The sequence below is a fragment of the Rhodoferax sp. RT5P35 genome (assembly GCF_056521385.1).
This window is the reverse complement of record NZ_JBWMAX010000003.1, coordinates 343,336-368,410: the sequence shown is the minus strand read 5'-3', so window position 1 is coordinate 368,410 and position 25,075 is coordinate 343,336. Positions and strand designations below refer to the sequence as shown.

Genomic DNA, 25,075 nt, shown 5'->3' with positions numbered 1-25,075 from the left:
TTAGCCCAGGCGAGCTAGCTGCTCTTTCAGGCGTTCAAGAGTGGCACCAAAGTCGGTGATGCGACCCCGCTCCAGGGCGATCACGGCGGGTGGGGCTTTGGCTACAAAAGCCTCGTTGCTTAGCTTGTTGTGCGCCTTGGCGATTTCGCCCTCCAGACGGGCGGCCTCTTTGCCCAGGCGGGCCTTTTCGGCTGCCACGTCGATCTCCATGTGCAGGCACAGGCGTGCGTCGCCCGCGACCACGGTGGGGGCGGCTTGCGCGGCGGCTTGCCAGGCAGCTTCGTCGTCAAACAGCTTGACCTCGCTCAGCTTGGCCAGTGCCTGCAGTACGGGGGCGACCTGCTGCATGAACACGGCATCGCCCACGCAGTAAAGCGGCATGCGGGTGGCGGGCGACACATTCATCTCACCGCGCAGGTTGCGGCAGGCATCCACCAGGCCCTTGAGCTTGGTGATGTATGCGATGGCGGCTTCGTCGATCTTGGCGGGCTGGCTTTGCGGGTAGGCGGCGATGCTCACCGACTCACCTTGGATGCCGGCCACTGGGGCCACTTTTTGCCACAGTTCTTCGGTGATGAACGGAATCAGCGGATGCGCAAGCCGCAGAATGGCTTCCAGCACGCGGATAAGGGTGCGGCGGGTGGCGCGTTTTTGCGCGTCTGTGCCGGTGTTGATCTGCACCTTGGCGATTTCCAGGTACCAGTCGCAGAACTCGTTCCAGGCGAAGTCGTAAATCGTGTTGGCCACCAGGTCGAGGCGGTAGTCGGCAAAGCCCTTGGCCACTTCCGCCTCGGTTTGCTGCAGTTTGGAGACGATCCAGCGGTCGGCCTGGCTCAGGTCCAGATACTCTGCAGGCTGGTCTTCCAGTACGCCGCAGTCCTGGCCTTCGCACTGCATCAGCACGAAGCGGGTGGCGTTCCACAGCTTGTTGCAGAAGTTGCGGTAGCCCTCGCAGCGCTTGCTGTCGAAGTTGATGTTGCGGCCCAGCGAGGCCAGCGACGCAAAAGTGAAGCGCAGCGCGTCGGCACCAAAGGCGGGGATGCCTTCAGGGAACTCTTTTTCGGTGTTTTTGCGCACGGCGGGTGCGGTTTCGGGCTTGCGCAGGCCCACAGTGCGCTTGTCCAGCAAGGGTGCCAGGGCGATGCCGTCAATCAGGTCCACCGGGTCCAGCACATTGCCTTCGGACTTGCTCATCTTCTTGCCCTGTGCATCGCGCACCAGGCCGTGCATGTAGACATGCTTGAACGGCACCTGGCCGGTGAAGTGCTTGGTCATCATGATCATCCGGGCGACCCAGAAGAAGATGATGTCGTAGCCGGTGACCAGCACGCTGGAGGGCAGGTACAAGTCAAAGTCCTGCGTCTTTTCGGGCCAGCCCATGGTGCTGAAGGGCACCAAGGCGGAGGAGTACCAAGTGTCCAGTACGTCTTCGTCGCGCTTCAAGGTTTTTCCGGGCGCTTGCGCCTGCGCTTCTGCTTCATTGCGCGCCACGTAGACCTTGCCGTCTTCGTCGTACCAGGCCGGAATCTGGTGGCCCCACCACAGCTGGCGGCTGATGCACCAGTCCTGGATGTTGTTCATCCACTGGTTGTAGGTGTTGACCCAGTTTTCGGGCACAAACTGGACTTCGCCCGACTGCACCGCGTCGATGGCTTTTTGGGTGATGGATTTGCCGGTGGGGTCCTTGTCGCTCACCTTGGTCATCGCCACGAACCACTGGTCAGTCAGCATGGGCTCGACCACCTGGCCGGTGCGGGTGCATACCGGAACCATGTTTTTGTGCGGTACGGCTTTTTGCAGAAAGCCTTGGGCTTCCAGATCTTTCAGCACCGCTTTGCGGCAGTCGTAGCGGTCCAGGCCGCGGTATTGCGCCGGGCCGTTGTCGTTTATTTTTGCGTCCAGCGTGAAGATGGTGATCAGTGGCAGCTTGTGGCGCTGGGCGACCTGGTAGTCGTTGAAGTCATGGGCACCGGTGATTTTTACGCAGCCGCTGCCGAAAGCCGGGTCTACATAATCGTCGGCGATGACCGGAATTTGCCGGTCGCACAGCGGCAGATCGACTAGTCTGCCGATGAGGTGCTGGTAGCGTGCGTCGTCCGGGTGCACGGCCAGCGCGCCGTCGGCCAGCATGGTTTCAGGGCGGGTGGTGGCAATGTGCATGCCACGCAGGGGCGTGCCGTCAGCGGCAGTTTGCGGGCCGTCGCTGAACGGATACTCGATATGCCACATGAAGCTGTCGCGCTCTTCGCTCTCCACCTCCAGGTCGCTCACCGCGCTTTGCAAAACCGGGTCCCAGTTGACCAGGCGCTTGCCGCGGTAGATCAGGCCTTGCTCATACAGCTGTACAAAGGTTTCGGTCACCGTTTTGGACAGTTTGGGGTCCATGGTGAAGTATTCGCGGCTCCAGTCCACGCTGTCGCCCATGCGGCGCATTTGGGTGGTGATGGTGTTGCCGCTCTTTTCCTTCCACTCCCACACCTTTTCGACAAAGTTCTTGCGGCCCAGGTCGTGGCGGCTGACTTTTTGCTCTTGCAACTGGCGTTCCACCACGATCTGGGTGGCGATGCCTGCGTGGTCGGTGCCGGGCACCCACACGGTGTTGTGGCCTTGCATGCGGTGGTAGCGCGCCAGGCTGTCCATGATGGTCTGGTTGAAGGCATGGCCCATGTGCAGCGTGCCGGTCACATTGGGCGGTGGCAGCTGGATGGCAAACGCTTCGACGCCGTCTTTGGCCTGGCCCGTACCCCGGTAGCCCGCCGTGGCGTAGCCGCGCCGCTCCCATTCCGGCCCCCAGTGCGCTTCCAGCGCGGCGGGTTCGAAGGATTTGGACAGGCTGTTCAGGCCGGGTTGTTGCAGGGTGTCGGTCATGGGGGCTTCATGGAAAACGGCATCCTGTGGGGATGCCGTTTGGATGGGTTACGGGTTCGCCGGATTTTACCGGGCCGGGTTGCGGGTCAACAATCTGCTGCGTCCTGCGTTGAAGGTGCTGACTACGGGCCCCGTAGGTGTTTGCGAGAACCTGAAAATGAAGCAATTTGGATCTGCCGTCGCCTGGCTGGCGTTGGCCATTTTGTCGACGTCATCCGCCTGGGCGGTCAATAAATGCACTGCGCCCAACGGCCAGGTGACTTACCAAACCCAGGCTTGCCCGTTGGTTGGTTCTGGCGAGGTGCTGAACCCTGGCCGCCCCGGTCGTCGTACGGTGGTGGTGGAGCCCAGCCCAGAGTCACTTTCGCCCATCAAAACCAATAACCAGGCCGATGCTTTTGCGCCCAGTGTGCCGCTTCAGATGCCTTCTACGTCGGTAACTCCGGCCGCCACTGCGCTGGATGGCGAGGCGCAAACCTGCCTGGGCTTTATCCAACCCATGCTCAAAGACCCCGGCTCGCCGTATGTGCGCGATGTACGCAAAGAAGGCACCGTGTTGAAGATGAACCTGTACGCCAAAAACTCCTTCGGCGGCTACACCAGCAAGGCCGCGGCCTGCGAGATCAAAAACAGCCAGCTCGACGTGGGGTGGACCAATATCCACCTCAAGCGCCTAGGCTGGTTTACTGAGTGAATCCCGCTGTTGTGGCCATGCCATCCTGGCGTAACCGGTTTTGGTGGTGCCGGACCGGTTGGTGATACTTGGTATTGAGGCGCAAGGGCGAGCCATTACCTTGGCGGTGGCATGTCGTCAGAGTGTCACATCGGGCGGGCAGCCCGCATTCCGCCTGGGTTTACCAGCATGACAAGCTCTGGGTCGTTCATTAAAATTTTTTCAAAATAGCACGAGCGTGCTTATTTTGGCCAGAGCCAGCTACCACCCCCAGCTGCCAAATGACCGCACCGCGTAGGCCTGCCTATCCAGCATGCCCCTGGCATATCCGACAGCTTCCTATTCAACCCTGTGGGCCTCGGCCCTTTGGAGAACCCTGTGAAAAAAGCCTTGATGAAATGGTTGGGCGCCTGTGTCTGCGCTCTGGTTTTGTTGCCTGCCACCGTGTGGGCTGGCGGTTATTCCCAAACCCGCTACCCCGTGGTGCTGGTGCACGGCCTGTTTGGTTTTGACAATATCGGCGCGCTGGATTACTGGTACCGCATCCCGGAAGCGCTGCGGGCCGATGGCGCCCAGGTCTATGTGGCACAGGTATCCGCAGCCAACAGCACCGAGGTGCGGGGGGAGCAACTGCTGGCACAGGTCAAGCAGATTCTGGCGGTGACGGGGGCGGCCAAGGTCAATCTGATGGGGCACAGCCACGGCGGGCCCACCGCGCGCTACGTGGCCTCGGTACGGCCAGACCTGGTGGCATCGGTAACCTCGGTGGGTGGCGTCAACAAGGGCTCGGCCGTGGCCGACGTGCTGCTGGGCGTAGCGCCAGCGGGCAGCTTGAACAACACCGTGCTGACCTCGGTGGCCAATGGCCTGGCCAGCGTGATCGCGGTCTTATCGAATGACCCGCAGCAGCCGCAAAACTCCCAGGCCGCCGCCGTCTCCCTCAGCACGGCGGGCTCGCTCAAGTTCAACCAGGCGCACCCTGAGGGCATCCCCACCAGCGCCTGCGGGGAGGGGGCTTACAGCGTCAACGGCGTGTCGTATTTCTCTTGGAGTGGCGCCCAGCCTTACACCAACCCACTGGACATCCTGGACCCGGCACTGGCGCTGACGTCGCTGGCTTTTGCCGGTGCCAAAAACGACGGGTTGGTGTCCAGCTGCTCCTCGCACCTGGGCCGTGTGATCCGTGACGACTACCACCTGAACCACCTGGATGAGGTCAACCAGGTGGCCGGCCTGGTTAACCTGTTCGAGACCAACCCCGTCACGCTGTACCGCCAGCAAGCCAACCGGCTGAAGAACCTGGGGCTGTGAGGCCCGCATGCGGACACGCCAAACATTCACCCGGGTCTGTGGGCTGTTGCTACTGGCCGTGGCGGCTTGGGCGCTGTGGGCGCGGGGCGCGGTAGACGGCCCCCCAGGTGACGCGACCGACGCACCCTCTGCCGCTGCGCTGCCGCACCTGCCCGGCCCGGCGTTTGTACCGTCCATGCAAGGCACTTTGGCCGATGGCGACCTGCGGGTGCTGCGTAGCGGTCCGAGCGCTGACAAGTTCAGCCCCGAAGCGTATGCGCAGTTGGTGCGCATGTTTGACTACTATCTGAGCGCTGTGGGAGAGGCCGGTATCGAGGCCATCACCGAACGCATCCGCCGGGAGCTGGCGCAGAACCTGACCCCGGCCCAGGCGCAGCAGGCCCAGCGGCTGCTCGGCCTGTACCTGGCGTTCAAGCGCGCGCTGGTGGACATGGAGCAGAACGCTGCGCAGGCACCCCCGACCTCAGGCCTGTCCGCCATCCGCCAGCGCATGCTGGCCATGCAGCAGCTGCGCGAGCATTACTTTAGCGCGGAGGAGATCCAAGGCATGTTCGGTTTTGAAGACCGCTATGACCAAGACGCACTGGCCCGGCTGGAGATCAGCCAAAACGCCAAGCTAAGCCCGGCACAAAAAAAGGTCCAACTTGCCGCCCTGGATGCCGTTTTGCCAGATGCCATGCGTGCCGAGCGCGAAGCGGGTCAGGCCTTGATGAAAGCCCAGCAGCAGGCCGAGGCTTTGCGTGCGCGGGGCGGCAGCGACGACGACATCTACCGCCTGCGTTCCCAGGCTTTTGGCACCCAGGCAGCATCGCGCTTGGCCGAAGTGGACCGCGAAGAGCAAGTCTGGCAGGGCCGCATCGCGGCTTACCTGGGCGAGCGCAGTGCCCTACTGAGTGCTGACCAGCCGCAAGCCCAGCGCCAGCAGGCACTGGCCCAGTTGCAGCAAGCCCGCTTCGCCCCCGAGGAGCGCCGTCGGCTGGCTGCTTATGAAGAGAAATAGCTGTGGTCGGGCGGGAGTACAGGCAGTCTAAGATAGTGGCCTGCGTCTTTTCCCCTACTGCTGCCATGCTGTTTCTGCTTTCTCCCGCAAAGTCTTTGGACTACGACACACCCGCTGGTGCTGTGCCGCACACGCTACCGCAATTCATCTCGCAGTCCAGCGCCCTGATCGCGCTGCTGCGCAACAAGACACCGCAGCAAATCTCCGAGCTGATGCACCTCAGCGATGTCTTGTCGGCCCTGAATGTGGCGCGCTACCAGGCTTGGAGCCCCAAGTTCACTGCCAAGAACGCCAAGCAGGCCGTATTGGCCTTCAATGGCGATGTGTACGGCGGATTGGATGCCGCCACCTTGCCTGCCGACGCGTTGGCCTGGGTGCAAGACCACCTGTGCATCCTCAGCGGCCTGTACGGCGTATTGCGCCCGCTGGACTGGATGCAGCCGTACCGTCTGGAGATGGGCACCCGGCTGGCCAACCCGCAGGGCGCTACGCTGTACAAATACTGGGGCAGCCACATATCCGAATATCTCAACCAGCGCCTGCGCGCCGACGCCACGCCTGTGGTGGTGAACCTGGCATCGCAAGAGTATTTCAAGGCGGTGGACCGCAAGGCGCTCAAGGCCCAGGTGGTGGAATGCGTGTTTGAAGAGCTGCGCAGCAACGGCCAGTACAAGATCATCAGCTTTATGGCCAAGCGCGCCCGCGGCCTGATGGCCCGGTTTGCGGCCGAGCACCGCCTCAGCCTGCCCCAGCAACTGCAGGGCTTCAACCTGGAGGGTTACAGCTTCGCCGCTGCTGCTTCCGCGCCCGAGCGGCTGGTGTTTCGCCGCAGCGGAGCCGCCCATGGCTAAGCCCGGCGCACCTGCGCAAACCGTGACGCCCGCCCTGCGCAAATGGATCATCGAGCAGGCCGAGGCCGGGTTTGCGCCCGACGTGGTGCTGGCGTCCATGCGGGCTTCGGGCTGGGACGAGGACGTGGCCATTGCCGCTCTGGAAGCGACCCTGACCGCGCATTTGCAAGACCGCAGCCAGCAGGCGCAGCGCCCCCCTGCCGTGCCCGTGCCCAGCCCTGCACTCGACGGTGCGCCCCTGTGGCTGAACGCGGGTGACCGCCAGGTGGCCGTGCTGTCGGTTATGCGCCAGCCCCGGTTGGTGGTGCTGGGGGGCTTGCTCAGCGATGAGGAATGCACCGCTTTGGTAGACCTGGCCGGCCCGCGCATGAGCCGCTCGCTCACGGTGGAAACCCAAAGTGGCGGCGAAGAAGTGCACGTGGACCGCACCAGCGAGGGCATGTTTTTCCAGCGTGGCGAGAACCCGCTGGTCCAGCGCATCGAGGCCCGCATCGCCCGCCTGCTGGACTGGCCCGAGACCCACGGCGAAGGTCTGCAGGTGCTGCAGTACCAGCCGGGCGCGCAGTACAAACCGCATTACGACTACTTTGAGCCGCACGAGCCGGGTACGCCCCGCATTCTCGAGCGTGGCGGCCAGCGCGTGGCTACGCTGATCATCTACCTGCAGGCCCCCGAACAAGGCGGAGCCACTATCTTCCCTGACGTGCAGCTGGAAGTGGCCCCACAGCGCGGTAATGCCGTGTTCTTCAGCTACGACCGGCCCCACCCCAGCACCCAAACCCTGCACGGCGGCGCGCCGGTACTGGCGGGCGAAAAGTGGATTGCGACTAAATGGCTCCGCGAAAACGAATTTAATTAGTGAAATTGACCTCTGGCGCATATTGCACCTGCGCCAGTAGCTATCAAAAAATGAGTAAACCCCTGTGAACAACGCCAACACCCCCGACCAGTCCCAGCTAGGCAAAGCTTCAGCCTACATTGACCAGTACGATGCCTCGCTGCTGTTTCCCATTCCCCGCGCCACCAAGCGGGCCGAAATTGGCCTGGCCGACACAGCCACGCCATTTTTTGGAGCCGATTTGTGGACCGCCTTCGAACTGAGCTGGCTCAACTTGCGTGGCAAGCCGCAGGTGGCGCTGGCCCACATCACCGTGCCGTGCGAAACCCCGAACATCGTCGAGAGCAAGTCCTTCAAGCTCTACCTGAACAGCTTCAACAACACCCGCTTTGCCGATGCCGCCGCCGTGCAGGCCCGCATTCGCGCCGACATCAGCGAAGCCGCCTGGCGCGGCAGCTCAACATCGTCCGGACCGGCCAGCGTGGGCGTGCGCATCCTGCTGCCCGAGATTTTCTACCGCGAGCCGGTGCACGAACTGGACGGCCTGAGCCTGGACCGGCTGGATATGGATTTCGATACCTACACCCCCGACCCCACGCTGCTCAGCGCCACGCAAGACGAAGCCCCGGTGTCGGAGGTGTTGACCAGCAATCTGCTGAAAAGCAACTGCCTGGTCACTGGCCAGCCCGACTGGGGCAGCGTGCAGATCCGCTACACCGGCCCGCAGATTGACCAGGCCGGGCTGCTCAAATACCTGGTGAGTTTCCGCAACCACAACGAATTCCACGAGCAGTGCGTGGAGCGCATCTTCATGGAGCTGTGGACCCGCTGCCAGCCCATCAAGCTCACCGTCTACGCCCGCTACACCCGGCGCGGCGGGCTGGACATCAACCCGTTTCGCACCAGCCACCCGGGCATATTGCCTGCCAACACCCGCACCGCGCGGCAGTGAGTTATTGGGCCAGAACGTAGCGGTTCTTGCCCGCGTGCTTGGCCTGGTACAAGGCCTGGTCGGCACGGCGCATCAGTTCCCCTGCGGGTTCGGTGCTGTGCCAACATGCCACTCCGATGCTGATCGACAGCGGCCTGCCGCAGACCGTGCGACCGTGGATGTCTTGCACCAAACGCTGGGCCAGTGCCTGGGCACGGGCCTCGTCCAGCAACGCCGCTACGGCAAATTCTTCACCCCCCAGGCGGCCAAAGCTGTGCGCGTCGGCCTGCGCGGCAATGCCCTGGGCGACGTCGAGCAGCGCGGCATCGCCCTGGTCGTGGCCAAAATCGTCATTCACTTTTTTGAAGTCGTCCACGTCCAGCATCATGAAAAATAGTGTCTGGCCAGCGGGCAGGCTGTGCAGCATCTGTTCCAGGCGCAGCAAGAAGGCTCGCCGGTTGGGAATGCGGGTCAGGCTGTCGACAAAAGCGGCTTGGTGTAATTGCTGCTGCAGGGCATAGGCATCCTGCCGCAGGCGGATGAACATGATGTTGCCCAACAGCCCGGCACACAAAGAGCCCACCACCACCAGCCCTAACAAGACCTGCTCCATCCCGACAATCGAGCGCAGCGGAATCAGCCATGCCAGCAGGCACCAGACCAGAATGCGCGAGCCCACAAAATGGACGCTGTTGGCGTACAGAGGAGGTGAGGTAATGGTCATGACCAAGCCGATGGTCGTAAAGCAGAGTTCCGGTGTCGATATAAAAGGTGCCACGCTGCCCATGGCGGCAGACACGGAGATGGCCGTCAGTGTGTCCGCCGCCGCCAAGGCGCGCAGGCTTTGGCAGCGGAACGCGACGGCCAGGCCCAACACCGCTAGCGCCACCCAGCCGTACAGAAACCACTGGGTGGGCGGTCTGTAAAAATCTTTCACCATGAGCGTCAGCAGGCAAAAAAAGATCCCCAGTGCCTGGCTGGCCTTCACCATGGGCCGCAAATGTCCCAGGGTCTGGGTTGCAAAGCTGCTGGATATCAAGGGCGGGCTAGGGATCATTGCTCCGCATATTACCCATCCGCAACCGGATGTGCGATGCCTGAGCGGGGGGGCTGGTCACGGGAGGTCATCACACCGTCACGCAGCATGCCTAAGCTGTTGGGTTGGCCTGCAGTGTTTTTGCGGGTACCAATACCAACCCCACGTACCCAACCCCACGCACCATGCACCGCACCTCCATCCTCTCCCTTGTTCTTGCCTCGTTGTTTGCCGCCACGGCTGCACAGGCCACGCCCACGCTGATCGCCATTGGCACCCTGGGCGGCACATCCGATTTGTCGGGCCTCACTGGCAAACTGGAAAACGGCTTGGCTGGCAACGTGCTGGGTGGCCTGGGTTCCGGCCTGGCCTGGGCCGGTGGCAACACCTTTGTGGCCACGCCCGACCGGGGCCCTAACGCCACCGCCTACAACAGCCAGGTGGACGACACTACCTCGTACATCGCCCGCTTCCAGACCCTGAAGCTGGACCTGGTGGCCACCGCCTCGGGCAACCTGCCCTACACCCTGACCCCCACGCTCACGGCCACCACGCTGCTCAGCAGCGCCACCCCGCTGGTCTACGGCACGGGCACGACGGCAGGCCTGCCGAATGGTGCACCGGCGCAGAACAGCGCGGGTGTCAACTACTTCACCGGCCGCTCAGACAACTTTGATGCCAGCCAGCCCTCGACCAACCCCAACAATGCCCGGCTGGACCCCGAGGCGGTGCGCGTGTCCAAAGACGGCAAGAGCGTGTTCATCTCGGACGAGTACGGCCCCTACGTCTACCAGTTTGACCGCGCCACTGGCCAGCGCATCAAGAGCTTTGCCCTGCCCACGAACCTGGCCATCAGCACCCTCAGCGCCCAGGGCGCGGTAGAAATCGCGGGCAATACCACCGGCCGCGTGACCAACAAGGGCATGGAAGGCCTGGCGATTTCGCCCGACGGCACCATGTTGGTGGGCATCATGCAGGCCTCGCTGGAGCAGGACAAAAACAAGGTGGTGCGCATCGTCACCATCGATATCGCCACCGGTGTGACGCACGAATATGGCTACCAGCTCACCACCGGCTCTGGCGTGAGCGAGATCGTGGCACTCAACAACCACCAGTTTCTGGTGGACGAGCGCGACGGCAAGGGCCTGGGCGACGGCAGCACGGCTGTGGTCAAGCAGCTCTTTCGCATCGACTTGGACGGTGCCACCGACGTAACCAACCTCACCGGCTCCAGCGCCGACCAGACCAAGCTGAAGGCCGCGGCGGTCAAGAAAACCCTGGTGCTGGACCTGGTGAATGTGCTTACCGCCAACGGCATCAGCGCCAGCCAGATCCCGTCCAAGATCGAAGGCTTGGCGTTTGGCGACGACATTACCCTGGGCGGCGTGCTGTCGCACACCCTGTACGTGGCCAACGACAACGACTTTGTGCCGGGTCTGTCGGGCGACAACCAGATATTCGTCTTCGCCCTCAGCGATGCCGACTTGGGTGCGACCTTCACGCAGCAGCAAATCCCCGAGCCGGAAAGCCTTGCGCTGGTGCTGCTGGGCCTGGGCGTGATGGGCGGCCTGCAGCGCCGTAAATCAGGTTTGCTACAAAAATAATAGCTACTGGCGTAGGCAGAATATGCGCTAGAGCCCTGTTTTATCTAAAAATATGCAGGGCGTGCAAAGACGATGCCACCAGGCTGAAACCCACCAGCGCCAGCAGCACGCAGACGATGCGCTTGACCGTGGCGGGCTGCAGGCGGGACGGGTGGTTTGCCATCCAGTAGGTTTGCAACAGCACCAGTGGCACCGTCTCCAGGCTCAGCAGCAAGGCGTTGCCGCTGACATGCCCGGCGGGCACCATCATGCACAGGCGCAGCACCGCGTTGGCAGCGAAGACGGCCACCAGGGTGTCGCGGATGGCACGCAAGGGCAGGGGTTGCCGGTACAGGTGGTACACCAGCGGCGGACCTGCGGTAGAAAACAGCCCCCCCAGCACTCCGGACACCGCCCCCACTGCCATGAAGCTGGTGATGGACGAACGTTGTGCCAGGGCCTGTACTGAGCGGGCCAGCATACTGGCACAGGCGATGATGGTCAGGCCCAGCAGCAGGCTCAGCACCACCACCAGGCTGCTGCTGAGCCAGTTCAACAGCAGCACGCCTCCCACCACGCCGACTTGGCTGGCTGCCAGCGCTGGCAGCAGAATGCGGGTTTCAAACTTGGGCCGCGTGGCGCAGAACAGCACGATGGCGTTGACCAGCGTCAGCACGCTGACCACATTGGCCACATCGGCGATGGAGGCCACACCCAGCAAGCCCACCATGCCCAGCAGCACCAGCCCGAACGCGAAGCCGGTGAGGTTCTGGACATAGCCTGCGGTGGCGGCACAAAGCAAAAACAGCAGGTGCTGCGGCAGTGTCATGGGTTTAGGCGCGTTCTTAAGAGGCCATGCCCGCCAGACACAGGTATTTCAGCTCCACATAGTCGTCCATGCCGTGGCGCGAACCCTCGCGGCCCAGGCCCGACTGCTTGACCCCACCAAACGGCACTTCGGCGGTGGAAATCAGCCCGGTGTTGACCCCCACCATGCCGTACTCCAGCGCCTCGCCCACCCGGAAGATGCGGCCGATGTCGCGGCTGTAGAAGTAGCTGGCCAGCCCTGCCTCGGTGGCGTTGGCCAACGTGAGCACTTCGGCCTCGGTGTGGAAGCGGAACACCGGTGCCATGGGGCCAAAGGTTTCCTCGCGCGCGCACAGCATGTCGGCGGTGGCATCGGCCAGCACGGCGGGGGCGTAGCTGCGCTCGCCCACGCGTTCGCCGCCGCACACCAGGCGCGCGCCCCGGGCCAGTGCGTCCTGCACATGGGCTTCCACCTTGGCCAGCGCGTCGGCATCGATCAGCGGGCCTTGCTGCACGCCCGCATCGAAGCCGTTGCCGACCTGGATGGCGCGGGCCTTGACGGCGAGCTTGTCCACGAAGCGGTCGTACACGCCGTCTTGCACGTAAAAGCGATTGGCGCAGACGCAGGTTTGCCCGGCGTTGCGGTATTTGCTGGCCATGGCGCCTTCCACGGCGGCGTCCAGATCGGCATCGTCAAAGACGATGAAGGGCGCGTTGCCGCCCAGCTCCAGCGACAATTTTTTGATGCTAGGCGCGCACTGGCGCATCAGGATGCGGCCGACCTCGGTGCTGCCGGTGAACGACAGGTGGCGCACGGCATCGCTCTCGCACCAGGCGCGGCCAATGGCAATGGAGTGGGCACCGTCGCCAGGCACCACGTTGATGACCCCGGGCGGCAGACCGGCGCGTTGCGCCAGCTCGGCCAGTGCCAGCGCGCACAGCGGTGTTTGCTCGGCGGGCTTGAGGACCACGGTGCAGCCCGCCGCCAGGGCGGGGGCCAGCTTGCGGGTGACCATGGCGATGGGGAAGTTCCACGGCGTGATGGTGGCACACACGCCGATGGGCTGGCGGATCACCAGGTAGCGTTTGTCGGGGTCGGTGGTGGGGATGGTCTCGCCGTAGATGCGGCGTGACTCCTCGGCGAACCACTCGATGAAGCTGGCACCAAAGGCTACCTCGCCGCGCGATTCGGCCAGGGGCTTGCCCTGCTCGGCCGTCATCAGCCGGGCCAAATCGTCGGCGTGCTGGTGGATCAGATGGAACCAGCGCAGCATCAGGCCAGCACGCTCCTTGGCCGGGCGGGCACGCCAAGCCGGACCTGCGGCCTCGGCGGCTGCCACGGCCTGCAGCGCATGGTGGGCACTGAGGTTGGCCACTTCGGCCAGCGGCAGGCCGGTAGCGGGGTCATGGACAGTGAAGCGCTCTGCCGAACTGGTCCACTCGGCTCCGATCAGGCCGTCGGTTTGGAGCAGGGTGGGGTCGTTCAACAGTGCCAGGGGGGAAGTCGTGGTGGTCATACAGGCTCAGGAAATAACGGATTGCTGGGCGATACCGGCATCGACCAGCACATGCTGGCCGGTCATGCCGTCGCTGTCGTCGGCGGCCATGAACAGCGTGGGGCGGGCCACGTGGCCGGGGTCGAGGCGGATCTTCAGGCACTGCGCGTCCAGGAACTGCTGGTCGGCCGCCAGGTCGCGGTGCAGTGTGGTTTGCCGCTCGGTGACGATGGCACCCGGCACGATGGCATTGACGCGGATGTTGCGCGCGCCGAGCTCACGCGCCAGGGTGCGGGTCAGGCCCAGAATGCCGGCCTTGGCGGTGGTGTAGCCCACCAGGTTGGGGCGGCCGCGCATCCACGACACCGAGCCCATGTTGATGATGGAGCCACCACCGGCGGCTGCCATGCCGGGGGCCACGGCCTGGATGGCGAAGAAATAGTGCTTGAGGTTCAGCGCCAGGCGCTCGTCCCACATGGCCGAGGTCACGTCTTCCATGGCGTGGCGGTCGTCGCGCCCGGCGTTGTTGACCAGCACGCGGACAGGGCCCAGGCGCTGGACCACATCCGCCAGCAGGGCCTGGTATGCCTCCACATCGCGCACGTCGCAGGGGGCGAAGAACGGGGTGGGGTGCCCGGCGGCAGTAATTTCTTCAACCAGTGGCTGGCCGCCGTCGGCACGCAGGCCGCAGAAGGCCACCTGTGCGCCCTGGGCGGCAAAGGCGCGCACCAGTTCGGCACCGATGCCGGAGCTGCCGCCCGAGATGAAGACGACGCGGTTTTTGAGGGAAGGGTAGTAGGTGGTGGCTTGGGTCATGGTGAATTCACAAAGTGGGTGGCAAGGCCGGGAACCGCCACGCGCAGGTGCAGCACCTGGCCGGATAAAGGCATATCGGCCAGTTCCTGCGCGGGCCGCTTCTCGCGGGAGGTGGTGATGAAAAGGGTGCGCAGATCCGGCCCGCCAAAGCAGGGCATGGTCGGGCAGCGCACCGGCAGGGGCAGGATTTGCAGCAGCTCGCCCTGGGGTGTGAAGCGTTGCAGGCAGCCGCCTTCAAACATCGCCACCCAGTAGCAGCCCTCGGCATCCACGGTGGCACCGTCCGGGCGGCCACCGTAGTGCGCCAGGCTTTTGGCCGTATCGCGTGGGGTGAAGCGGGCGAAGGGCCGCCGGTGCGACAGGCTGCCCTGCTGCGCGTCGTAGTCGCAGACGTAAACCACATGCGCCGGGGTATCGGCCCAGTACAGGGTGCGCCCCGACGGGCTCCAGGCCAGGCCGTTGCTGACGGTGATGTCGTCTGCAGCCCGCTGCAACTGGCCGTCGGCCCAGCGGTACAGTCTGGCACTGGGTGTGTCGCGCGGTTCGTGGATGGTGCCGCACCAGAAGCGGCCTTGCGCGTCCACCTTGCCGTCGTTGAAGCGCTCGGTGGCCTGCGGGTAGGGTGCGGTGGCCACCTGGATACGGCTGCCGTCCGCTGGGTTGAAATGCCACAACCCGTCGCGCAGGGCCAGCAGCAGGCCGCCTTGGGCACGCGCCGCGCAGCAGGCAACTTCGGTGTGGAATTGCCAGTGCTGGTGCTGCCCGGATGCCGGGTCGAATCGGTGCAACTGCCGCCCCGGAATGTCGCACCAGTACAGCACCTGTTCCTGCGGGTGCCACAGGGGCGATTCGCCCAGCAGGCTGGCAGGCACGGGCAGAGCAAGGATGTCCATCACAGCGCCTCCACGTCCAGCGTCAGCGACGCGGTAGCCACGGCACCGGGTGCCAACGCCACCAGCCCTTGGCTTGCAGGGGCCGCGTGCTGGATGGCGTTGTTCACATGGCTGACCGGTTCCACGCACAAATGCGACTGCCCCGGGGGCGTGAACACCACCAGGTAGGGCAGGGTGGACGACAAGCGCAGCGCGAACTGTTCGTCACGGATGTGGGCCACGCCCGGCCAGCCGCCGAAGCAGTGGTCCAGGTTGAGGGACCGCACCGGGGCATCGATGCCTTGCTGGGCCGTGGCATGGGTGGGCAGCATTAGGGCATCGCGTTCCCAGCGGCTTGTCACATCCACCTGCAGATGGCTGCCATCGCGGTGGAGAAAGTAGGGGTGCCAGCCCAGGCCCACGGGCTGCTCGCGCGCGTGGGTGTTGCGTAGCCGCAGTTCCAGCTGCAGCGCTTGCGGTGTGAGCGTGATGTCTTGCTCGGCCTCGAAGGCGAAGGGCCAGTGGCCGTCTGGGGTGTGGGTGTAGCTCAGGCCCAGGTGGTCGGATGTCTGCCGTACCACTTGCCAGGTGCGCAGCCAGCCCACGCCGTGCAGCGAGTGGGGGCTATCGTCGAAATTGGGCTCGGTGGTGTAGTTCTGCCCCTGCCACGCAAAGCGCCGCTGCCCCAGCCGGTTGGAATAGGGCAGCAGCGGGAAGCAGGCCGACTGGCGTGGCCCCGCCAGCAGGCTGGGCTCGGTGGAGCGCAGCACTGGCCTGCCCTGGTGCCACAGCCCGGCCAGGCTGCCGCCCAGGTCGGGCCGTACGGCCAGGCGCAGTGGCCCGGCCTGCAATGTGATGCCGTGGTGGTCTGGCATTACCAGCCCGCGGGCAGCACTTCGCTCATCAGCACGGCGCGGCCGGTCTCGATGCTGCGGTGCGCGGCCAGGCCGGTGGCCACGCTGCGCAGGCCTTCTTCCAGCGTGATCTCGGGCGGCGTGCCGTTGCGGATGGCGGCGGCGAAATGCTGGTGCTCAATAAACGAGGCACCAAAGTGCTGGCCTGCGTATTTGATGTTGGTGTCCCACACGCGGCGCACGGCTACGCCCTTGCCGGTACCCGAGGGCTGGCCCCAGGTTTCGCGCCGGCCCCAGTCTTCGCGGCGGCCATGGCGCAGCGTGAGCGAGGGCAGCAGCGACTCCAGCTTGCCTTCGTCGCCCACGATGACCACCTGCTCGTTGTCCACCGAGTTCTCGGCAAACATGCACAGGTCGAGCATGGCGCGGGCACCGCTGGCGTATTCGACGATCACGTAGGCGCTGTCCAGAATGTCGGGGCGGCGGCCGCCGTATTCCTCGGTGAGGTGGTTGACGCGCTGGCCACCGGAGGCAAACACGCACACTGGCTTTTCGCCCAGAATCAGGTCCATCAGGTTGAAGTAGTGGCAGCACTTTTCCACTAACGTGCCGCCAGTGTTGGCGCTGAAACGGTTCCAGTCGTCCACCTTGGGGTAGAAGGGTTCGCGGTGCTCGCGGATCGCTACCTGGTGCAGCGTGCCGATGGCGCCTGCATGCGCCATGCGAATCATTTCGGCCACCGGCGGCATGTAGCGGTACTCCTGTGCCACCCAGACAATGCCTTTGCGGCCCTCGGCCTGCTTGACCATTTCCACGCCGTCTTCGATGCGGGTCACCAGGGGCTTTTCGACCAGGATGTGCAGGTCGGTCTGGAGCGCGGCGCGCATCATCTCGATGTGGGTGAAGTTGGGCGTGGCAATTACCACCGCATCGCACAGGCCGCTGTCTAGCAGCGTCTGGTGGTGCTCAAACACCTGCACGCCTGCGGGCAGAATGTCCAACGCCGCCGCGCGGCTGGCCGGGTGCGGGTCGGCGATAGCCGTGACCTGGGTGCCCGCCAGGGCCTTGAGGTTTTCAATGTGCTCGCGGCCCATGCTGCCGCAGCCGATGATGCCGTAACGAATGGTCTGTGCCATGGTGTGTGTCCTGTTCAGAATTGGTGGGCAATGCCCGCTGCCACGCCGCGTACGCTGGTGCCTGCCGTGAGGGGGGCAATGCCGTTGAGGCTGTTGGCCGAATTGGCATCGTTGTTGACCCGGCCATACGAAACGTACAGCTCGGTGCGCTTGGACATGTAATGGTGGTAGCCCACGCCAAAGCCTTGGGAGTTGCAGTCGGTGCATTCCTTGACGGTCTTGCCTGCGTAGTTGGCCCACAGCTGGCCCGCAGGCAGCTTGTACGATACGCCGACCATCAGGTCATGGCCTTTGACTTTGCTGCCCGCACCGGCCGCTACATCCCAGCCGTGCGCATTGCCCCACAGGTTGATGGCGGAGGTGACGGAGTACATCGCGCCCACCATGGATTCGTTGATCTTTTGGTAGTTGCCGGTGCTGGCGACCAGCCCTTGCTTCTGGGTCCAGCCGCCGCCCAGGTACAGGTCGCCCTTGCGGAATTCGGCATTGGCGCCGTAGATCCTGCCGCCGTCGGTATAGCCTTCGGGTGCGCCGTAGGCCCCGGTCACCGTCAGCCCGCCGAAAGAAGGCGTTTTGTACACCACCAGGTTGTTTTCAAATGCCGAGGTAATGCCGACCGAATAGATGCCTCCACTGGCAGACGCCAGTGTGCCGTTGGCCACCGGGGTGGTCAGCGCGCTGCTGTTGACCCGGAAGAAGTTGCTGCGCTGGATGGACTGCACCGGGCTGTAGCCATGCAGGCGCAGCGGGCCGGTGTCATCAGAGAAAAGGAACGGCCAGAAGATCGGCGTGTACTGCCGACCGAGGGTGACGGTGCCCGCATCCTTGCTGGACAGGCCCACATAGGAGCCGCGGTTGAACAGCCGGTTGCCGCCCTGGGCCACGCCGGTGTCGGCGTTGAAGCCGATTTCCATGAAATACAGCGCCGACAGACCGCCGCCCAGGTCTTCGTTGCCGCGGAACCCCAGGCGTGAGGCGGTGTAGGTACCGCTGTCCACCCGTGTGCTGCTGGCGCCGTTGTTGACCTGCTGCAGGCCTACGTCTACGCGGCCGTAGATGGTGGAGCTTTGCGCCATGGCTACCGGGCTGAGTGCCATTTGGGTCAGTGCGGCAGCGGCCAATAAGGCCAGTTTGTGTGTGTTGTGCATGTTTTTTCCTTTGATTTTTAGAATGCTTGGGTACTTGGGGGGGGGTAATTTGGAACGGGCTAGCCTTTGAGGCCGCCCTGGGTCAGGCCGCCGACCACGCGCTCCTGGAAGGCCGCAATCAGCACCGCAATGGGCACGATGGCAACCACCAGGGCGGCGGAAATGACAGGCCATGGAAACGTGAACTCGCCCTGGTACAGCGAAATACCGACGGGCAGGGTGCGCATGGAGGCACTGGCGTTCAGCGACAGGGCCAGCAGGAACTCGTCCCAGGCGTTCACGAAGGCCAGAATGCCCGCAGTGAAAACGCCCGGTGCGGCCAATGGCACCACCACCCGCCACAGCGCGCCCATGCGGGTGCAGCCGTCGATCATGGCGGCGTTCTCCAGGTCCTTGGGGATGCTCTGGAAGAAGCTCACCAGCACCAGGGTGCACACCGGCAGGCTCAGCACCGTATAGGGCAGCACCAGCGCGGTGTAGGTGTTGAGCAGATTCAGGTTGCGCATGGTCTCGAAGATCGGCACCAGCAGCGTGACCAGCGGGAACATGCTGGAGGCGACGATGCAGGTCAGCACCAGCTGCCGGTACTTCATGTTCAGCCGGGCGATGGCGTAGGCCGCAAAGGCCGCCACCACCAGCGAGACCAGGGTGGACATACCGGCCACCGCCAGGCTGTTGCCCAGGTACTTCAGCAGCGGCTGGTCGGTAAAGGCCTGCACGTAGTTGCTCAGCACCAGCTCGTGCGGCAGGTAGGTGATGGGCTTGTGCACTAGTTCGCCCTCGGTCTTGAGCGAGGTCAGCAGAATCCACACGGCTGGGAAGAAGCCGTTGAGCACCACCATGGTGGCGGCGATGAAGCGCAGCGAGCGCCCTTCAAAGAGCTTGTTCATGCGTTGTTTCCAATCCGTTTGAGGTAGACACCGGTGACGCACAAGGACAGGATGAACATGAACACCGCCAGGGTGGAGCCGTAGCCCACGTCGAGGTAGTCGATGGTGGTCTTGTGGATCAGCATGGCCAGCGTTTCGGTAGAGTTGCCCGGCCCGCCTTTGGTCATCGTGTAAGGGATGTCAAAGGTTTGCAGCGCGGTGATGGTGCGGAAAATCAACGCGACGATGATGGACGGCATCAGCATCGGAATGGTGATTTGCCAGAACTGCTGCAGCTTGGATGCGCCGTCCACCTCGGCCGCTTCGTACAGCGACTTGGGGATCATCTGCAAACCTGCCAGCAGGATCAGCGCCATGAAGGAACTGGTCTTCCAGACGATGGTGATGCAGATCGCGGCGAAGGCCCAGGTCGGCTCCAGCAGCCACATGCGCGGCTCGGTCTGGCCAGTACGGCGCATCACGTCGTTGACCACACCGTATTCCGAGTGGAAAAACCACGCGAAGATCAGGCCGCAAAAGGCCAAGGGCAGGGCCCAGGGCAGCAGCAGCGCCAGGCGCACCGGCCACTGTCGCTTGAACGGCAGGTTCGCCAGCATCGCCAGGGCCAGGCCGACCACCAGCGCACCGGGCACGGTGATCAGCGTGATCAGCACGGTGTTTTTGGTGGCGTTCCAGAAGTCCGGGTCTTGCAGGACCAGGGCGTAGTTGTCCAACCCGACGAATTTTGCTTCGCCGCCGCCAGAGAGTCGCAGGTCAAAGAAGCTGTTCCAGATCAGCCTGCCAATCGGGTAGACCACGATCAGTGCGAGTAGCAGGAAGGCCGGAGCCAGCATCATGACTGCCAGTGTCTTGTCGCTGGGGTCGCGCAGACGGTTGATCAGTGACACGGTAGGTTCTCTTTCGTGTGTATCAGCGCAGCCATTAACGCATTACCCGACGCAGGCGGGCATCGATCTCGGCTACACCTTCGTCGGGCTTCTTGGTGCGTGCCAGCACGGCGCTGGTGGTGGTGCGGATGATGTCGCTGACCTGTCCGTAGTCTTTCGACTGCGGGCGGCTGCGGCCCGCAGTGACCACGGCAGCGGCATCCTTGAACCAGGGCACGGCTTTCACCACGTCGGCATCCTGGTACACACCTAGCGAGGTGGGCAGCAGCGAGCCCTGCACTGCCAGGAACTTGCTGGCCTCGGGGCTGGACAGGAACTTGATCAGCTTGGCCGCTTCGGGCTTGCTTTTGCTGAATGCGCTCAGCGCCCATTGCCAGCCGCCGATGCAGGTGGCGCTTTTGCCGCCTGCCACGGCAGGTAGCGGCATGACACCGACCTTGCCCGCCACCTTGCTGTCAGCATCGTCTTTGAAACGGTCCCAGGCAAAGCCCCAGTTGACGGCAAACACTACCTGACCGGCCTTGAATTCGTTCACGGTGTCGGGGGTTTTGACCTCGGCCACATTCTTTTTGATGACACCCTGGTCGACCATGGCCAGCCACTGGTTCAGCCCCTTGGCGGCGGAGGCTTTGTCCAGCGTGAGCTTGCCCGCGGCATCGTTGAACTCGTAGCCCTGGCTCCAATAGGGCAGCAGGAAGGTGCAGACCGCCCCTTCGATGGGTGCGCCCTGGATCGACAGGCCTTGCAGATTGGCATCGCCCTCGGCCTTCTGGATCTTGGTGGCGGCGGCGGCCAGTTCGTCCCAGGTTTTGGGTTCGGCGATTTTGTATTTGTCGAGCAGATCGCGCCGGTAGTACATGAACATCGCGTCGGCAAACGCAGGCATGGCCACGATCTTGCCGTCGATCACATTCGCCGATGCGTAGGCGGGCAGGTAAGGTTTCATCGCTGTGGCGGTGTCACCCATATAGCTATTCAAGGGCTCGATCCAGCCCGCACCAGCGTACTGGGCGGGGTTCACGATGTCGATCATGAACAGGTCGATAGACGGGTCCTTGGCGTTGAGCACGGTGCCCAGGTACTGGCGTTGCAGCTCGGATGTGGCACCGCCGGTTTCCATTTCGATGGTGACACCGGGGTTCTTGGCCTGGTACTGGTCGAACAGTTTGCGCATCAGGTCAGGGCGCTGCCCGGACCCACCCGCAAAGGCGCGGATTTTGGTGTCTGCCAGGGCGCTGCCGGTGGCCATGCCGCTGACCAGCAGGGCCGAGCCCAGTAGTCCGAGAAATGTGTTGCGTGTGTGCATGAGTGTCTCCTTGGTTTTTTGTCAGTGGCTCAGTTCAGCGCCGCACCGGTTTGCGGGTTGAACAGATGCAGGTGGTCGGGGTGCACGTGTACGGCAAGCTGACTGCCCGGTGCTTCGCGGAACGAGGCCGACACCCGGGCGATCAGCTCTGAGCTGCCCACCTTGAGCGAAACCAGTGTTTCCGAGCCCAATGGCTCCAGCAGCGAGACGCTGGCAGGCAGCACGATGTCGCCCGCCCCAGGGGCCAGGCGCAGGTTTTCCGGGCGCACGCCCAGCTTGCAGGCACCGCCATGCACCGCCAAGCGGGGCGGCAGGGTGATCTGCACGCTGTTACCCACATCGGCCACGCCGTGGGCGACGCTGGCATCGACCAGGTTCATCGGCGGCGCACCCGTGAAGCCCGCCACAAACAGCGCTGCGGGCCGGTTGTAGATGGCATCGGGCGTGTCGTACTGCATCTTGTGTCCGGCGCTCAGCACGGCGATGCGGTCGGCCAGGGTCATAGCCTCCACTTGGTCGTGGGTCACGTAGATCATGGTCGCACCCAGGCGCTGGTGCAGGCGCTTGATCTCGGTGCGCATCTCCTGGCGCAGCTGCGCGTCCAGGTTCGACAGCGGTTCGTCGAACAGGAACACCGCAGGTTTGCGCACGATGGCCCGGCCGATGGCGACGCGCTGGCGCTGCCCACCCGAAAGTGCAGCAGGGCGGCGGTCCAGCATGTGGTCGATGCGCAGCAGTTTGGCCGCGTCCATCACCCGGCGCTTGATTTCGTCTTCGGACGTTTTGCGCAGCCGCAGGCCAAAGGCCATGTTGTCGTACAGCGTCTTGTGCGGGTACAGCGCGTAGTCCTGGAACACCATGGCGATGTCACGGGCGCGCGGGGGCTTGTCGTTCACCACCTCGCCGCCGATGCGCACTTCGCCGCTGGTGATGGTTTCCAGTCCGGCAATCATGCGCAGCAGCGTGCTCTTGCCGCAGCCGGACGGGCCGACAAAGACGCAGAATTCACCCTCGCGGATCTCCAGGTCCAGGCCGTGGATGATGGTGTGTTTGCCGTCGTATGTTTTGACGACCTGGCGTAGTTCTACAGCAGCCATCAGTAGCCTCCGTTGGTAGGGGTGGACAGGGTCGCACCCGTGTTGCGTACGCTGGCCAGTGCGGCCTGGGCGCTGCGCATCAGCAGGCCCAGGTCGGAGGCAATGGCGACAAAGTCGAAGCCGATGGCGCGGTACTGCGACACCACCTCAGGTGTGCCGCCCACGGTGCCGATGGGCATGCCCAGGGCTTTGGCGCGGGCGACGGCATTGGCCGTCACGGCCAGTACCTCGGGGTGGGTGAGTTGGCCCACATGGCCCATGGTGGCCGACAGGTCGCCCGGGCCGATGAATAGCGCATCCACGCCCGGCACGGCGGCTATTGTTTCTAGCTGGGCGATGGCCTCGGTGGTTTCCAGCTGCAGGATGACGGTCATCTGCGCGTTGGCGGTGGTCAGGTAATGCGGCGTGGTGCCGAATTTCGAGGCCCGGCTCATGCCCGCCATGCCGCGGCGGCCTTCGGGTGGGTAGCGGGTGGCGGCCACGGCAGCGCGGGCTTCCTCGGCGTTTTGTACAAACGGCACCAGCAAAGTGGTGGCACCGGCATCCAATACGCGCTTGATGTTTACGGTGTCGTTCCAGGGCACGCGGACCACTGGCAGCAAGGGGGTGCCCGATACGGCCTGCAGCATGTGCACCAGGTCCATCAGGTCCAGCGGCGTGTGTTCCATGTCGATCACACCCCAGTCGAAACCGGCGTGGCCCATGGCCTCAGCGACGAGGGGGCTGGCCGACATGATCCAGGTGCCGACCGGCGTGGCGGCACCGGTGTTTTGCAGGAGTTGCTTGAAAGGGTTCATCGGGGACCTTTAGAAAATGGGCGGCTGCGGCGTGGGTGCCGTGCCTTGGAGGAAGTCGAAGTCGCAGCCTTCGTGGGCCTGGGTGACATGCTCCTGGTAGAGCCGGATATAGCCGCGCTGGTAAGTGCGCGGTGGTGGCACCCGCGCGGCGTGGCGTGCGGCCAGTTCGGCCTCGTCCACCAGCAGTTCGAGTTTGCGGCTGGTCAGATCGACCAGGATTTCATCGCCGTCGCGCACCAGCGACAGCGGGCCACCCACGGCCGCCTCGGGGCTGACGTGCAGGATGCAACTGCCATAGTGGGTGCCGCTCATGCGCGCGTCAGAGATGCGCACCATGTCGCGCACGCCTTGGTCCAGCAACTTCTTGGGGATGGGCAGGCCGCCCCATTCCGGCATGCCGGGCGCACCCACCGGGCCAGCATTGCGCAGCACCAGCACGGTGTTTTCGTCGCAGTCGAGGTCCGGGTCGGCACAGCGCTGGTTCATCTCGGCGGGCGAGTCGAACACCAGGGCACGACCCCGGTGATGGAAGAATTTGGAGCTGGCGGCGCTGGGTTTCATCACCGCACCATCGGGGGCCAGGTTGCCGCGCAGTACCGCCAGCGCGCCAGACGGGCTGACTGGGTTGTCCAGCGTGCGCACGACGCTGTCGTCCAGGCTTTCGCGGCCCGCGATGTTCTCGGCCAGGGTGTGGCCGGTGACGGTCATCTCGTCTAGCGACAAATGCGCGTGCACGCGGTTCAGCAGGGCGGGCATGCCGCCGGCGTAGTGGAAATCCTCCATTAGCTTGTCGCCGCTGGGGTACAGGTTGGCCAGCACCGGCACCTGGTGGCCGATGGCGTCCAGATCTTCCAGCTGCAGATTGACCCCGGCGCGGCGGGCCAAGGCAATCAGGTGCACGGCGGCGTTGGTGGAGCCGCCCAGCGCCATCTGCGCAACGGTGGCGTTGCGAAACGAGCCCTTGGTGAGTATCTTGGCCGGGGTCAAGTCGTCCCACACCATTTGCACGATACGGGTGCCGCAGTCGGCCGCCATGCGGCTGTGGCCTGCGTCCATGGCCGGGATCGAGGTGGAGCCTGGCAAGGCCAGCCCCAGCGCTTCGATGATGGAGGTCATGGTGCTGGCCGTGCCCATGGTGTTGCAGGTGCCGGGCGCGCGAGTCATCTTGGCCTCCAGGCCAATCCATTCCTCTTCGCTGATATGGCCCGCCTGGTATTCGTCCCAGAACATGCGGGTATGGGTGCCTGCGCCCACGGCACGGGTGGGTTCGCCGCGCTTGAGGTAGCGGTCGCTGATCATCGGTCCGGCGGCGCAGAACAGCATGGGCAGGCCTGCGCTGATGGCCCCCATCACCGTGCCAGGGGTGGTTTTGTCGCACCCGGCCAGCAGCACCACACCGTCTAGTGGCAGCGAGCGCAGCAACTCTTCTACCTCCATGGCCAGAAAGTTGCGGTACAGCATGGTGGTGGGCTTGACCATCACCTCACCCAGGCTCATGGCGGGCAGCTCGAACGGCATGCCACCGGCCATGAGCACGCCGCGCTTCACGCTCTCGGCGCGCTCGCGCAGATGGGCGTGGCAGGGCGACAGATCGCTCCAGGTGTTAATGATGCCGATGATGGGGCGCTCCAGCACATCTTCGCGGCGCAGGCCCATTTGCTGGATGCGCTGGCGGTGCGCAAAGCCACGCATGTCGCCAGCGGCGAACCACCGGCGGCTGCGTAAATCTGCGAGGGATTGGGTCATGGATGGGGGCCTTCGAAATAAAGAAGATCAAAAAGAAGATGGGTTTGACTGTTACCGGTAACATTAACGGCAGTGGAAACTTCACGCATTAGCAAAAACCCTAGCGCACAGCAAAATGCTCCCGGATCTGAC

The 25,075-nt window shown here is 64.0% G+C and carries 22 protein-coding genes; 7 read left to right on the top strand and 15 right to left on the bottom strand.

Translation table 11 applies throughout. From position 1 onward, the window contains the following. Complete coding sequence (locus tag AC097L_RS06070; protein ID WP_479585366.1) at nt 1-2,868, bottom strand: valine--tRNA ligase; 2,868 nt, start codon at nt 2,866-2,868, stop codon at nt 1-3. Nucleotides 2,869-3,025: 157 nt separating this feature from the next. Between AC097L_RS06070 and AC097L_RS06065 the strand changes: the two genes are divergently transcribed. The 6 genes from AC097L_RS06065 (at nt 3,026) to queF (ending at nt 8,493) form a co-directional block, all read left to right on the top strand. Then, nucleotides 3,026-3,562, top strand: coding sequence for a DUF4124 domain-containing protein (locus AC097L_RS06065; RefSeq protein ID WP_479585365.1), 537 nt, complete (start codon nt 3,026-3,028; stop codon nt 3,560-3,562). A 372-nt stretch (nt 3,563-3,934) separates the two neighbouring features. Further along, nucleotides 3,935-4,852: a lipase family alpha/beta hydrolase gene (locus AC097L_RS06060; RefSeq protein WP_479585476.1), complete on the top strand. Its 918-nt coding sequence runs from the start codon at nt 3,935-3,937 to the stop codon at nt 4,850-4,852. A gap of 7 nt (nt 4,853-4,859) precedes the next feature. Further along, on the top strand, nt 4,860-5,852 hold the full coding sequence (locus tag AC097L_RS06055) for a lipase secretion chaperone (RefSeq protein WP_479585364.1): 993 nt from the start codon (nt 4,860-4,862) through the stop codon (nt 5,850-5,852). 65 nt (nt 5,853-5,917) lie between these two features. Then, complete coding sequence (gene yaaA, locus AC097L_RS06050) at nt 5,918-6,703, top strand: peroxide stress protein YaaA (RefSeq protein WP_479585363.1); 786 nt, start codon at nt 5,918-5,920, stop codon at nt 6,701-6,703. Next, a complete protein-coding gene (locus AC097L_RS06045; protein ID WP_479585362.1) occupies nt 6,696-7,562 on the top strand; it encodes a 2OG-Fe(II) oxygenase in 867 nt (288 codons plus the stop codon). Before yaaA ends, AC097L_RS06045 begins: the two co-directional genes overlap by 8 nt. Nucleotides 7,563-7,626: 64 nt before the next feature. Continuing rightward, nucleotides 7,627-8,493 (top strand): NADPH-dependent 7-cyano-7-deazaguanine reductase QueF, encoded by an 867-nt coding sequence (gene queF, locus AC097L_RS06040; protein ID WP_479585361.1) that lies wholly within the window; start codon nt 7,627-7,629, stop codon nt 8,491-8,493. 1 nt (nt 8,494) lies between these two features. Here queF and AC097L_RS06035 read toward each other — a convergent pair whose 3' ends face one another. Further along, nucleotides 8,495-9,463 carry a GGDEF domain-containing protein gene (locus AC097L_RS06035; RefSeq protein ID WP_479585360.1) on the bottom strand — a complete coding sequence of 323 codons (969 nt, stop codon included), beginning with the start codon at nt 9,461-9,463 and terminating at the stop codon, nt 8,495-8,497. Nucleotides 9,464-9,693: 230 nt separating this feature from the next. On the opposite strand from AC097L_RS06035, the gene AC097L_RS06030 reads away from it, so the two are divergent. After that, nucleotides 9,694-11,112, top strand: a complete 1,419-nt coding sequence (locus AC097L_RS06030) for an esterase-like activity of phytase family protein (protein ID WP_479585359.1) — start codon at nt 9,694-9,696, stop codon at nt 11,110-11,112. 40 nt (nt 11,113-11,152) lie between these two features. Here AC097L_RS06030 and AC097L_RS06025 read toward each other — a convergent pair whose 3' ends face one another. From AC097L_RS06025 to araD, 13 genes are read right to left on the bottom strand one after another with little or no spacing between them, the layout of a single operon-like run. Continuing rightward, entirely contained in the window at nt 11,153-11,920 is a 768-nt protein-coding gene (locus AC097L_RS06025; RefSeq protein WP_479585358.1) for a TSUP family transporter, read from the bottom strand. Nucleotides 11,921-11,936: 16 nt separating this feature from the next. Beyond that, nucleotides 11,937-13,415 carry an NAD-dependent succinate-semialdehyde dehydrogenase gene (locus AC097L_RS06020; protein WP_479585357.1) on the bottom strand — a complete coding sequence of 493 codons (1,479 nt, stop codon included), beginning with the start codon at nt 13,413-13,415 and terminating at the stop codon, nt 11,937-11,939. Between the two features lie 6 nt (nt 13,416-13,421). Continuing rightward, nucleotides 13,422-14,210, bottom strand: coding sequence for an SDR family NAD(P)-dependent oxidoreductase (locus AC097L_RS06015; RefSeq protein ID WP_479585356.1), 789 nt, complete (start codon nt 14,208-14,210; stop codon nt 13,422-13,424). Then, nucleotides 14,207-15,103, bottom strand: coding sequence for an SMP-30/gluconolactonase/LRE family protein (locus AC097L_RS06010; protein WP_479585355.1), 897 nt, complete (start codon nt 15,101-15,103; stop codon nt 14,207-14,209). The genes AC097L_RS06015 and AC097L_RS06010 overlap by 4 nt, the downstream gene beginning before the upstream one ends. Beyond that, nucleotides 15,103-15,957 (bottom strand): aldose 1-epimerase, encoded by an 855-nt coding sequence (locus AC097L_RS06005; RefSeq protein WP_479585354.1) that lies wholly within the window; start codon nt 15,955-15,957, stop codon nt 15,103-15,105. Before AC097L_RS06005 ends, AC097L_RS06010 begins: the two co-directional genes overlap by 1 nt. Continuing rightward, nucleotides 15,957-17,072, bottom strand: coding sequence for a Gfo/Idh/MocA family protein (locus AC097L_RS06000; RefSeq protein WP_479585353.1), 1,116 nt, complete (start codon nt 17,070-17,072; stop codon nt 15,957-15,959). The genes AC097L_RS06005 and AC097L_RS06000 overlap by 1 nt, the downstream gene beginning before the upstream one ends. Nucleotides 17,073-17,086: 14 nt before the next feature. Then, nucleotides 17,087-18,220: a porin gene (locus AC097L_RS05995; protein WP_479585352.1), complete on the bottom strand. Its 1,134-nt coding sequence runs from the start codon at nt 18,218-18,220 to the stop codon at nt 17,087-17,089. A 59-nt stretch (nt 18,221-18,279) separates the two neighbouring features. Then, nucleotides 18,280-19,110 carry a carbohydrate ABC transporter permease gene (locus AC097L_RS05990; protein WP_295951688.1) on the bottom strand — a complete coding sequence of 277 codons (831 nt, stop codon included), beginning with the start codon at nt 19,108-19,110 and terminating at the stop codon, nt 18,280-18,282. After that, nucleotides 19,107-19,997, bottom strand: coding sequence for a carbohydrate ABC transporter permease (locus tag AC097L_RS05985; RefSeq protein WP_479585351.1), 891 nt, complete (start codon nt 19,995-19,997; stop codon nt 19,107-19,109). The genes AC097L_RS05990 and AC097L_RS05985 overlap by 4 nt, the downstream gene beginning before the upstream one ends. Nucleotides 19,998-20,031: 34 nt before the next feature. Continuing rightward, entirely contained in the window at nt 20,032-21,303 is a 1,272-nt protein-coding gene (locus AC097L_RS05980; protein WP_479585350.1) for an ABC transporter substrate-binding protein, read from the bottom strand. A 29-nt stretch (nt 21,304-21,332) separates the two neighbouring features. Further along, the gene (locus AC097L_RS05975) at nt 21,333-22,400 is read right to left on the bottom strand and encodes an ABC transporter ATP-binding protein (RefSeq protein ID WP_479585349.1); all 1,068 of its coding nucleotides are present in this window, start codon (nt 22,398-22,400) and stop codon (nt 21,333-21,335) included. Next, entirely contained in the window at nt 22,400-23,197 is a 798-nt protein-coding gene (locus AC097L_RS05970) for an HpcH/HpaI aldolase family protein (RefSeq protein WP_479585348.1), read from the bottom strand. Before AC097L_RS05970 ends, AC097L_RS05975 begins: the two co-directional genes overlap by 1 nt. Before the next feature lie 9 nt (nt 23,198-23,206). Further along, nucleotides 23,207-24,943 (bottom strand): L-arabinonate dehydratase, encoded by a 1,737-nt coding sequence (gene araD, locus AC097L_RS05965; RefSeq protein WP_479585347.1) that lies wholly within the window; start codon nt 24,941-24,943, stop codon nt 23,207-23,209. Between the last annotated feature and the right edge of the window lie 132 nt (nt 24,944-25,075).